This is a genomic window from uncultured Flavonifractor sp. (assembly GCF_944385615.1).
In the GTDB taxonomy this organism is placed as follows: domain Bacteria; phylum Bacillota; class Clostridia; order Oscillospirales; family Oscillospiraceae; genus Flavonifractor.
This window is the reverse complement of the sequence record NZ_CALWXV010000025.1, coordinates 24,746-36,685: the sequence shown is the minus strand read 5'-3', so window position 1 is coordinate 36,685 and position 11,940 is coordinate 24,746. Positions and strand designations below refer to the sequence as shown.

Sequence of the window (11,940 nt, the reverse complement as noted above, 5' to 3'; positions counted from 1 at the left end):
CCAATGTTACGATACAAAGGAGCATCACTATGGCCCAGATCAAACCCCGTACCCTCTCCGGTTTTATGGAGCTGCTGTCCCCAGCGGGTCTGTGACCCGCCGGGGTCCCCTGGATTTGATTCAAATAGGCCGAAGTGAATTCGGCCTATTTCAAGGTTTTGCTGCGCAAAACGCTTGACGCCGCACTTGCGGCGTTGGCAGGCAGCAGCCTCTATTACTCGACAAAGGAGCATCACTATGGCCCAGATCAAACCCCGTACCCTCTCCGGTTTTATGGAGCTGCTGCCTGCCCGTCAGGTGCAGTTTGACCGGATGGTGGACATTCTGCGCAAAAGCTATTCCCTCTACGGCTTCACCCCCCTGGACACCCCGGCCATCGAGGCCAGCGAGGTGCTGCTGGCCAAGGGCGGCGGCGAGACCGAGAAGCAGATCTACCGCTTCACCAAGGGGGACACCGACCTGTCCCTCCGCTTTGATTTGACCGTCCCTCTGGCCAAGTATGTAGCCCTCCACCAGAACGAGCTCACCTTCCCCTTCCGCCGGTTCCAGATCGCCAAGGTCTATCGGGGAGAGCGGGCCCAGAAGGGCCGTTACCGGGAGTTCTATCAGGCCGATATCGACGTCATCGGCGACGGCGCCCTGGACATCACCAACGAGGCCGAGATCCCCTCCATCATCTACAAGACCTTTACCGCCCTGGGCCTGCACCGCTTCAAGATCCGGGTGAATAACCGCAAGGTCTTAAACGGCCTTTTCGCCCTGCTGGGGCTGGAGGCACAGGCCGGGGACGTGATGCGCACCATCGACAAGCTGGAGAAGATTGGCTCGGAGAAGGTGCGGGCCATCCTGGTGGATGACTTTGCCGTCCCCGGCGAGGCTGCCGACGCTCTGCTGGCCCTGCTGGCGGCGGAGGACCCCATGGCCGCCCTGGAGCCCTACCAGGGCAAAAACCAGCTCTTTGACCAGGGCGTGTCCGAGCTGTCCACCGTGGTGAAGTATATGTCGGCCTACGGTGTGCCGGAGGACCACTTCATGGTGGATCTCACCATCGCCCGGGGGCTGGACTACTACACCGGCACCGTGTATGAGACGGTGATGCTGGACCACCCGGAAATCGGCTCCATCTGCTCCGGCGGCCGGTATGACAACCTGGCGGAGTATTACACCGACAAGCAGCTGCCCGGCGTGGGCATCTCCATCGGCCTGACCCGGCTGTTCTCGGTGCTGGAGGCCCAGGGCTATCTGAACGACCAGATGAACACCGCCCCAGCCGACGTGCTCATCCTGCCCATGACCGAGGACCTGTCCCCCGCCATCTCCTTCGCCACCGCCCTGCGGGAGGCGGGCGTCCGGGCCCAGCTCCACTGCGAGAAGAAAAAGTTCAAGCAGAAGCTGTCCTACGCCGACAAGCTGTCCATTCCCTTTGCCGCCTTCCTGGGCGAGGACGAGATCGCCCAGGGCAAGGTGACCATGAAGAACCTGACCACCGGAGAGCAGCAGACCGTCACCCCGGCGGAGGCGGTGGCTCTGGTGCAGGCGTCTCTGGCCGGTCTGTCCGGCAGCGTGCCCATCGTGGATCAGCCCTGAATGGAACTTTCCCCCTTTCAAGCCGTCTATAAAAGGCAACCCAACGAGATTTGACAAGGAGGAACCCTTTTATGAAAAAGCTTGCCGCACTGGTCCTATCCGCCGCGCTGTTGGCCGGCTCTGCCGCCGCCATCTCTCCCGAAGAGGCCTTCCCCAAGGTCAACGAGTACCCCGGCTTCATTGACGTGGAAGCCGGCTCCTGGTACGCCGACCCCGCCCGCATCTGTGCCGAGGTGGGTCTGATGCAGGGTACCGGCCAGGCGTTTGCCCCCGACCAACTGCTCACCGTGGGCGAGGTGGCCGCCATCGCCGCCCGGATGAACGAGGCCATCACCGGGGAGCCTATCATCATGGCCACCCCCAAGCCCGGTGAGACCATGCCCTGGTACTTCATCTATGTGGACTACCTGGAGCATCTGGGCATCGATGTGCCCAACCCCACCAAGCAGGCCACCCGGCAGGAGTTTGTTACCTTGCTGGCCGCTGTGGTACCACAGGATATGCTCTCCCCCATCAACACCATCACTACCCTGCCCGACAGCACCGACCCTGACGTGCTGGCCTTCTATAACGCCGGTATCCTCACCGGCGTGGACACCTGGGGCACCTTTGCCGCCGACAAGACCCTGACCCGGGCGGAGACCGCCGCCATGGTGGCCCGCGTGGCCCGGCCCGCCCTGCGCCAGTCCTTCACCCCCGCCGACTACACCCCCTTCACCGCCGCCGGGCTGACTCCCTCTGACGTGCTGTTCACCAACGGCACCACCGCCGGGGCCTGGCTGCCCTATGTGCAGGAGCTGATCGACGGCCTGGAGACCGACTGTGCCGCCCAGGGCATGGAGTTCAACTGGTTCAACACGGTGGATGGCGTTACCTTTCTGGACTATGTGAAAAATACCGCCCTGTCCCACTTTGGCGTGACCGCCAAGGAGGGCACCGATCTGTACAAGAACTTTGACGTTCAGGTGTACTACTGCAAATACATGGACCTGTATACCGCCCATTTGGAAGACAAGTATGACCTGGACAAACCTGAAACCCAGGGATAATCGCAGCATTTATATTTCAATTTGGAGTTGATACAACATGGCAAATGTCAAAACCGCCTACCGCACCCACACCTGTGGGGAGCTGCGGATGGAGCATGTGGGCCAGACCGTCACCCTGGCCGGCTTTCTGGAAAACTTCCGTGAGGTAGGGGCCAGCCTGGGCTTTGTGGTGCTCCGGGACTTCTACGGCACCACCCAGGTGGTGGCCGAGACCGAGGAGATGGTCAAGACCATCAAGGCCCTGAACAAGGAGTCCACCATTGCCGTCACCGGCGTGGTGCGGGAGCGGGATTCCAAAAACCCCAAGCTGCCCACCGGCGAGATTGAGGTGGTGCCCGAGAAAATCGAGGTGCTGGGCCGCTGCCGCCACAATGAGCTGCCCTTCCAGGTCAACCGCAGCCGGGAGGCCGACGAGACCCAGCGGCTACGTTACCGCTACCTGGATCTCCGCAACCCGGAGGTCAAGAACAACATCATCCTCCGCTGCCAGGTGGTGGCCGCCCTCCGGGCCGCCATGATCGACCACGGTTTTATGGAGATCACCACCCCCATCCTGACCGCCTCCTCCCCCGAGGGCGCCCGGGACTATCTGGTACCCAGCAGAAAACATCCCGGCAAGTTTTACGCCCTGCCCCAGGCTCCCCAGCAGTTCAAGCAGCTGCTGATGGCCTCCGGCTTTGATAAGTATTTCCAGATCGCCCCCTGCTTCCGGGACGAGGACGCCCGGGGCGACCGCTCCCCCGGCGAGTTCTATCAGCTGGACATGGAGATGGCCTTTGCCGGTCAGGAGGACGTGTTCGCCGTGCTGGAGGACGTGCTGCCCCCCATTTTTGCCAAGTACGGCGCCTATAACGTGGCCTCCGAGGCTCCCTTCCGCCGCATCTCCTATCTGGAGGCCATGGACAAGTACGGCTCGGACAAGCCCGACCTGCGCATTGACCTGACCGTCACCGACGCCACCGAGGTACTGGGCTCCTGCGGCTTCGGGCCCTTTGAGGGCAACACCGTCAAGGCTGTGGTGGTCACCGGCTTTGAGGGCACCCGCAAGCAGATCGACGGCATCTGCAATGAGGTGGAGGTCCAGTCTGGCAACAAGGCCTATTGGTTCCGCCTGGACGAGAAGGGCGAGGTGGTAGGCGGCATCGCCAAGTTCGTCCAGCCCATCAAGGACCAGGTGGTGGCCGCCCTGGGTCTGGAGCCCGGCTGTTTCGTGGGCCTCACTGCCGGCAAGCTGCTGGCCGCCCAAAAGACCGCCGGTGTGCTGCGCTCCAAGCTGGGCGCCTTCTGCCCCAACCACATGGACAAGGAGCGGTATGAGTTCTGCTGGATCGTGGACTTCCCCATGTACGAGATCGGGGAGGAATCCGGCCAGCTGGAGTTCTGCCACAACCCCTTCTCCATGCCCAACGGCGGCCTGGAGATCCTGAAGAAAGCGGCGGAGGGCCAGGTGGACCCCCTGAGCATCACCGCCTATCAGTACGACCTGGTGTGCAACGGCGTGGAGCTGTCCTCCGGCGCAGTGCGGAACCATGACCCGGAGATCATGATCGAGGCCTTCCAGCTGGTGCGGCTGGGCGAGGACGACGTGAAGGCCAAGTTCCCCGCCATGTACAACGCCTTCACCTACGGCGCGCCCCCCCACGCCGGTATCGCCCCCGGCGTGGACCGGATGGTCATGCTGCTGGCTGGCGAGGAGTCCATCCGGGAGATCATCCCCTTCCCCATGAACAAGAACGCCCAGGACCTGATGATGGGGGCCCCTTCCTTCGTCACCCAGGCCCAGCTGGATGAGCTGAACATCGTCTGCACCAAGAAAGAGGACGAGGAATAAAAAAATGCTCCAAAAAGACCAATGGTCTTTTTGGAGCAGAGATTGCATGACAAATGGGGTTCGATTTCTTGTGAAATTGTCACCCCATTCGTCATGAGAAGTGTCCTTTCCGAGGCGCATGTCCCCGGAAAGGACGGATTTTGATTTCATTCCACCGCCTGCGGGCGGTGGAACTCTGCGAGGCTCCCCTAACAAGGGCATTTCTTTTGACACAAGTTACCCCCGGCGGAAGTTCCGCCGGGGGATTATTATGCAAAAAGGCTGTTGGTCTTTTGGGCACGCCGCCCTTCTCCCGCTTAAAAATGCCGCCGTACCCGTCCCGGCCGGTCCAGGGTATAGCCCCCCATCTGTTCCAGCCGGGTCCGGAAGGCCGGACTGGCCAGCACCGCCAGCAAAGCCTGTACCGGCGGGGTGTCCCAGGCATAGTCGGGGATGAGCAGGTCATACTGCTCCACGCACACCGGCAGAAAGTCCAGCCCGTACAGCCGGGCGGCGGACAGGATGCCCATACCGGCGTCGGCGGTACCGGCAGCGATCTGGGCGGCCACCGAGGTGTGGGTCAGCTCCTCCCGCTCGTAGCCGTACACCGCCGACGGGTCCACCCCCTCCTTCCGGCACAGGTAGTCGGCCAGGATGCGGGTACCCGAGCCCTTCTGCCGGTTGACATACCGCAGGCCGGGCCGGGCAATGTCCCCAAAACCGTTCAGCCCCAGAGGGTTGCCGGGGGCCGCCATCAGGCCCTGGGTACGGCCCACGCACTCCACCTGATATACCCCGCCGTTGGGAAAGTATTTTTCCAGATAAGCGGTGTTATAGCTGCCGTCGGTCTCGTCCAGCAGGTGGCACCCCGCCCCGTGGGCCTCTCCCCGGCGCAGGGCCATGATGCCCCCCATGGAGCCCACATGGGTGGAGCTCATATACAGCTGGGGATATTGCTGGTGGAGCAGATCGGCCACCTCGTCCAGCAGGGGGTCGTGGCTGCCCATCATCACCAGGGTGTGGTCCAGATCCTGCCGGGGCCGCAGCAGGGAGACGGTGACCTTCTCCCCCGCCTCCACGCCTTCCTTGCCCTGGGGAATGTCCAGGATGCCGTCGGCCTTCAAAAAGGAGGTCACCATCCCGGCTCCCCGGGCCAGGGGGGAGGCCACCAGCTTTTCCCCCACCTTGCCCAGCCGCACCCGGACAAACTCCCGGTATTTCAGACCCGACACCACCCGCCGGGACAGCACCGCCTGGGCCTCTTCCCGCCTGGGGGCTTTTCTGCCGGTCCAGCCCTCCACCAGAGGGCGGAGCAGGTGCTCCAGCACCAGGATACCGCTGACCGGATAGCCGGGCACCCCCAGCACCGGCACCGGACCGCACCGGCCCAGAATGGCAGGCTTGCCGGGGCGGATGGCCAGCCCGTGACACAGCACCTCCCCCACCTGCTCCATGACGGCGGCGGAATAGTCCTCCCGGCCCGCTGACGACCCGGCGTTGACCACCACCAGGTCACACTCCTTGACCGCTCGGGTGAGGGCGGCGGTAAGGGCGTGTCTGTCGTCCTTCACAATGGGGTAAACTCTGGCCTGTCCGCCCCATTCCTCCAGCATGGCGGAAAAGATAGCGGAGTTGAATTCCAGCACGTCTCCCGGCTGGGGGTGGTCTGTGGGGGGCACCACCTCATCCCCGGTAGGGAGGATGCCCACCACCGGACGGGTAAAGACCTCCACCTCCAGCACGCCGCCGGCCAGCATGGCCCCGATGGCGGCGGGGGTGATGGGGGTGCGGGCGGGCAGGAGCATCTCCCCGGCGCATACGTCCTCCCCGATCTGCCGCACGTGCTGCCAGGGGGCGGCGGCCTCATGGAGGACGGCGCTCTCCCCCTCCCACAGCACATCCTCGATCATCACCACACAGTCGGTCTCATGGGGCAGCGGGTCGCCGGTGTCCACCACGGTAAACCGGCCGGGGGCCAGGGTGACCGGAGTGGTCTCGGTGGCCCCGAAGGTGTCCGCCGCCTGTACCGCGATGCCGTCCATGGCGCAGGCGGGATAATGGGGGGCGCACAGGCTGGCGTAGACCGCCTGGACGGTCACCCGGCCCGCCGCCCGGGCCGTAGGCAGGCGTTCCGTCTTGGGGGCAAAGCCCCCCTCCGCCAGCCAGAGGGGATAGTCCCGCTGAGCCTGCTCCAAAGGCAGATTGGTCAGATAGGTAAAGGACATGGGATACACCTCCTGAGATTTTAGGGCGTGTCAAGCGCGCTCCGCCCTACCGGTCAAAAAGGGACACCTCCACCCACTCCCCCGCCGGGATGCCCTCCCGGTTCCGGGGGACGCAGAAAAACCCGCTGGCCCCCGCCAGGGTGGTGATAAGCCCCGACTTGCCCCAGATGGGGACGGCCCACAGCCCGTCGGGCTTGTCCTCCAGCATTACGCCGGTGTACTGGGCCCGGCTGTGGTTGGCGGGGACGGTCTGGCTCAGCCGGGCGGACACCGTCCGTCGCTCCAAGTTTCTCCCCTCCAGTTGGGCCAGCAGGGGGAGCAAAAACAACTTTGCGGTAAACAGGGCGGCCACCGGATGGCCCGGCAGGCCCAAAATGGGCTTGCCTTCTGACTGACCCACCAGGGTGGGCTTGCCCGGTTTCATGGCCACCCCGTGGCACAGCACCTCCCCCAGCTGCTCCATCACCCGGCAGGCCGCGTCCTTTTCCCCCACCGAGCTGCCCCCGGACAGCACCGCCACGTCGCACTCCCCCAGGGCCTTCTTCATTGTCTTATGCAGCAGCTCCTCCCGGTCTGGGACAATGCCGTAATGGATGGTCTCCGCCCCCGCCTGAGCCAGCAGAGCGGCCACCAGAGGACCGTTTACGTCCCGGACCTGTCCGGGGCCGGGGATCTGGTTTGGGAGCACCAGTTCGTCCCCAGTGGACAATAGGCCCACCTTCAGCCGGGGGACCACCGGTACCTGGGTCACCCCCAGGGCCGCCAGTGCCCCGATATCCTGGGGTTCCAGCCGACGGCCCCGGCGCAGCACCCGGTCCCCCGGCTTTACATCGTCCCCCCGAAAGATCAGGTTGGCCCCCGGGGCCACGCTTTTGACAATGCCGATCTCCCCGCCGCCGTAATTCTCGCTGTACTCCACCATCTGTACGCTGTCCGCCCCTTCCGGCAGGGCGCCCCCGGTGGGGATGGCGGCGCACTGGCCGGGGCCGATGGCAAAGCCGGGGGCCTTTCCCATCTCCACCGCCCCCACGCAGGTGAGCAGGGCGGGCAGCGCCTCGCTGCATCCAAAGGTATCCGCTCCCCGGAGGGCGTAGCCGTCCACGGTGGAGCGGGCAAAGTTGGGCACAAACTCCGAGGCCGTAAGGTCCCGGGCCAGCACCCGACCCAGGGCCCTGTCCAGCTCCACCTCCTCCGGCGGCCGGTCCAGGGGAGAAAACCGCCGCTCCAGCAGCTCCAGCAGCTGGGCGGGGGTCATGACGGTCAGCATAGCCTCTTCCCTCCTGTTCCCATCTGAAATTCCCTGCAATCAGGGCGGTTTTGATCGGTATTATTATAAATCCCGCTCTCCCCAAAAGCAACGGCCTGGGACCGCAGGCGGGAGAGCGCAAAAAAATATCCGGCACACGGTTGGTGTGCCGGATATTTTGATCCGTTTCTTCAGTTGAGGTAGGCCAGGGGGTTGACCGAGGTGCCGTTGATCTTCACCTCAAAGTGGCAGTGGTTGCCGGTGGACCGTCCGGTGGAACCCACACGGGCGATGGGCTGACCCTGGTAGACCTTGTCGCCGGTGGAGACCAGCAGGCTGGAGCAGTGGGCGTAGTAGGTCTGCACGCCGTTGCCGTGGTCGATGACCACATAGTTGCCGTAGCTCCAATAGCTGCCGGTGCCGGTGCCGGACCAAACCACGGTACCGCCGTCAGAAGCCTTGATGGTGGTGCCGTAAGCGGTGGCGATGTCCAGGCCGCTGTGATAGCTGTAGGAGCCGAAGATGGAGCGGTAGCCGAAGGAGGAGGTGATGTTGCCGTACACCGGCCAGATATAGCTGCCGGTGGGCAGCCAGGAGGGCCGTACCTTGGTACCCACGGCGATGACCTTATTGGTGGCCTCCCGGGTGACCTCGGTGGAGAGCACTTCCCGCTCCTGCTCCACGCCGTTGAGGTAGGCCACATCGGCGGTGACCACCTGCTCGCCGGGAGTACCGGCGTCCAGCACCTTGGACTCACCCTGGTACATGGTATCGTCCTCCACCTCCACCACCGGGCAGGCAATGGACTCGGTGTAGGTCACGTGGTCCACGGTCTTGACCGACAGGAAGGGGATCTCCTCTTTCACGTTGAGGATCTGGCCGATATAGATGACGCTGCTGTCCACATCGGGGTTGAGAGCCTCCAGCTCGGACAGGGTCATATCGTTGGCGGCGGCGATGCCCACAAAGGTGTCGCCCTGCTTGACCTCGTAGGTGGTCTTGCCGTTGGTGTTGGAGGTGAGGGTGGCCAGCATCACGTCGGCGTCCTGGTTCACATTGGCGGCGGTGTACTCATGGGTGATGTACACCCCGGAAGTGAACTCGGCGGAGATGGTGTTCTCATTGATATAGGCCGCCTTGATCTGATCCAGCACAGCGGTGAGGGTGTCCCGGTCCTGGGAAGCACCGATAAACTGGCCGTTGACGGTGAGCACATAGTTTTTCATCACATCGCCGATCTGGTCAAAGAGATAGGTCTCAAAGCTGGCGGTGGGAGTGAGGTTCTCCGGCTCAATGAGGGCCAGGGAATAACTGATGTCTCCGTCCAGGGTGTAGTCATAGCCCAGGATGCTGGTGGCCCGGGCCTCCACCCGGTCAAGGGCCTCCTCAAAGACCTGGGGCGAGGTCACGGTGCCCAGGGCCACACCGTTGAGCTCCACCACATAGGCGGGGGTGTACACGGTGGTGACCACTGCGGCCACGCCCAGCACGGCGGCGGCGGCCAGGAAGTGCAGGGGGCTGATGATCCGGCGGCCGCCCGCGGTAGCGGTGTCGGTCCAGCGGCGGAACCGCTCCGCGCCGGTCCGCAGAGCCGCACCGGCGGTCTCCGCTCTGGCACGGAGCCGGGCGGTCAGCCGTTCGCCGCCCTCCTCCTGCTGTGGAAGATGAAGAATTTCATCCATGGGGGAAATTCCCTCCTGTTTTTGGAATAAACGTCCGCCTGTAGCCGGTCTGTATCTGAATGGTAACAGGTAGAAACGAAAGAGTTACAAATGGTTACAGCCGTAATCATACACGCGTCTTTTGAAAAAGTCAAGTCTTTCCGGGAAAAATCGACCGGATTCATCCAAATGACGAAAGAAATTTTCATTCCGACAGGTCATAGCAGGTGGGAACAGCGCCCGCTTTTATCCTATTTATAATCTTGTCTCCCCCACAGCCGCAAAAAACCGGAGCGCCCCTTGCGGGCGCTCCGGCTTGATGTACCTTTTTGTTGTCATACTCCGCCTGTTCGCGATGCGGTTCTAAGCCGCTCCAACTCCGAAAACAAACCACCGGGCCTGTGGCCCTGTCGGTTTGTTTCCTGCGTTCCGCGGCTTAGCCCGCTGCTCTCGACGGCTCCGCACTTCTTACTTACGCCAGAGCCGCGGTAATAATAGCCATGGAGTAGACCTCCTGGGCGTTGCAGCCACGGGACAGGTCGTTGATGGGGGCGTTGAGGCCCAGCAACACGGGGCCGTAGGCGTCAAAGCCGCCCAGACGCTGGGCGATCTTATAGCCAATGTTGCCGGCGTTGATGTTGGGGAAGATAAAGGTATTGGCGTAGCCGGCCACAGGAGAGCCGGGGCACTTGAGCTGACCCACCTTGGGGGACACGGCAGCATCGAACTGCAGCTCGCCGTCCACGGCGAAGTCGGGGTTGGAGGCCACTACCTTCTCATAGGCGTGACGCATCTTGTCCACGGTGTCGCCCTTGCCGGAGCCCTTGGTGGAGTAGCTCAGCATGGCCACCTTGGGGTCGATGCCGAAGGTACGGGCACAGTGGGCCACCTCGGTGGTGATTTCCACCAGCTCGTCCTCGTTGGGGTCAATGTTGATGGCGCAGTCGCCCATGGCCAGCACGGTATTCTCGCCCACGCCTTCCCGCACCAGAATGAAGCAGGAGGACACGATCTTGTTGCCCGGCTTGGTCTTGATGAGCTGCAGGGCAGGACGGACGGTGTTGGCGGTGGAGTAGGTGGCGCCGCCCAGCAGGCAGTGGGCCACGCCCATCTTCACCAGCATGGTGCCGAAGTAGTTGCCGTGCTGCAGGGCAGCCTTGCACTCCTCCACGGTCATCTTGCCCTTACGCAGGGCCACCATCTCCTCCACCATTTTGTCCATGTCGGGATAGGTGGCGGGGTCGATGATCTCGGCGCCCCGGATGTTGTAGCCGGCCTCCTCGGCGGCGGCGTGGATCTCATCCACGTTGCCGATGAGCAGAGGGGTCAGCCAGGTACCGGCCAGCAGGCGGGCGCTGGCCTCCAGGATACGGGGATCGGTGCCCTCGGTGAACACGATCTTCTTGGGACTCTTCTTCAACGTGTCGATCAGTTGCTGAAACATATGAATAGCCACGGGAATCTCCTCCATTTCAATGATCCGTACTTTTGCCACATACTCGGCGGTATAAGTATTATACACCCATCCTTAGAACAATCACAAGGACCTGAGCGAAAAAATATTGTGAAAAAACGCTCTTTACTTTTGGTATTTTTGCATTTATACTATACACACTGTTTTTTAGGAGAGGTGTATTATGACGTCTGATTTTTCCCGCTGTCTGTCTCTTCTGCGGCAGGAGAAGGGGGTATCCCAGCGGGCGGTAGCCAAAGAGCTGGGGATCAGCCAGGCTCTGCTGTCCCACTATGAAAACGGCGTTCGGGAACCGGGCCTTGCCTTTGTCATCAAGGCCTGTAATTATTATAATGTGTCGGCTGACTTTTTGCTGGGCCGTACCCTGAGCCGGGACGGCACCACCATCGCCGCCGAGGAGCTGTACGACTACTCCACCGAAAAGGACAACGTGCTCCACGGCTCCATCCTGGCCACCCTGAATAAAAAGCTGCTGGTGAACTCCACCGGGGTGCTGTTCGACCTGCTGGGCAAGACCGGCAAAAAGGAGGCCATCAACGCCGCCGCCGACTACCTGGGCACGGCCATCTATAAGCTGTTCCGCCACCTGTACCGGGCGGACGGCACCCAGAACGAGGACTTCTTCTCGGTGTCTCCCCAGCAGTTTGTGGCAGGGATGCCCTTTGCCGATATGATCTGCGCCGAGGCGGAATATACCGAGGCCCTGGCCGCCCACGTCAAGGACAAGGGCAGCTTCCCCCCCATGAACAACGACGCCCTGATGGAGAACTATCCGGGGCTGTACCAATCCCTGCTCCAGATCATCCACAACACCGGCGAGCGCATCAACCGCCGCTCTGCCGAGCGCAGGGAAAAATAAAAGATCCAATAAAATCTGATCAAAACGGG

The 11,940-nt window shown here is 62.6% G+C and carries 8 protein-coding genes; 4 read left to right on the top strand and 4 right to left on the bottom strand.

Features of this window, described 5'->3' with window-relative positions; genetic code table 11:
• The first annotated feature begins 237 nt into the window (after positions 1-237).
• From hisS to aspS, 3 genes are all read left to right on the top strand, one after another.
• Entirely contained in the window at positions 238-1,587 is a 1,350-nt protein-coding gene (gene hisS / locus Q0J75_RS08015) for a histidine--tRNA ligase (protein ID WP_297199313.1), read from the top strand.
• A gap of 71 nt (positions 1,588-1,658) precedes the next feature.
• Entirely contained in the window at positions 1,659-2,636 is a 978-nt protein-coding gene (locus tag Q0J75_RS08010) for an S-layer homology domain-containing protein (RefSeq protein WP_297199310.1), read from the top strand.
• Between the two features lie 37 nt (positions 2,637-2,673).
• Complete coding sequence (aspS, locus tag Q0J75_RS08005) at positions 2,674-4,467, top strand: aspartate--tRNA ligase (RefSeq protein WP_297199307.1); 1,794 nt, start codon at positions 2,674-2,676, stop codon at positions 4,465-4,467.
• 296 nt (positions 4,468-4,763) lie between these two features.
• Here the strand turns inward: aspS and Q0J75_RS08000 are convergent, their stop codons facing one another.
• From Q0J75_RS08000 to pta, 4 genes are all read right to left on the bottom strand, one after another.
• The gene (locus tag Q0J75_RS08000; protein WP_297199304.1) at positions 4,764-6,671 is read right to left on the bottom strand and encodes a molybdopterin biosynthesis protein; all 1,908 of its coding nucleotides are present in this window, start codon (positions 6,669-6,671) and stop codon (positions 4,764-4,766) included.
• A gap of 46 nt (positions 6,672-6,717) precedes the next feature.
• A complete protein-coding gene (glp, locus tag Q0J75_RS07995; RefSeq protein ID WP_297199301.1) occupies positions 6,718-7,938 on the bottom strand; it encodes a molybdopterin molybdotransferase MoeA in 1,221 nt (406 codons plus the stop codon).
• Between the two features lie 170 nt (positions 7,939-8,108).
• Positions 8,109-9,599, bottom strand: a complete 1,491-nt coding sequence (locus Q0J75_RS07990; protein ID WP_297199298.1) for a M23 family metallopeptidase — start codon at positions 9,597-9,599, stop codon at positions 8,109-8,111.
• A 451-nt stretch (positions 9,600-10,050) separates the two neighbouring features.
• A complete protein-coding gene (pta, locus tag Q0J75_RS07985) occupies positions 10,051-11,022 on the bottom strand; it encodes a phosphate acetyltransferase (RefSeq protein ID WP_297199317.1) in 972 nt (323 codons plus the stop codon).
• A gap of 193 nt (positions 11,023-11,215) precedes the next feature.
• Here pta and Q0J75_RS07980 point away from each other — a divergent pair, with 193 nt between their 5' ends.
• Positions 11,216-11,911, top strand: a complete 696-nt coding sequence (locus Q0J75_RS07980) for a helix-turn-helix domain-containing protein (protein ID WP_297199295.1) — start codon at positions 11,216-11,218, stop codon at positions 11,909-11,911.
• Positions 11,912-11,940: the final 29 nt, after the last annotated feature.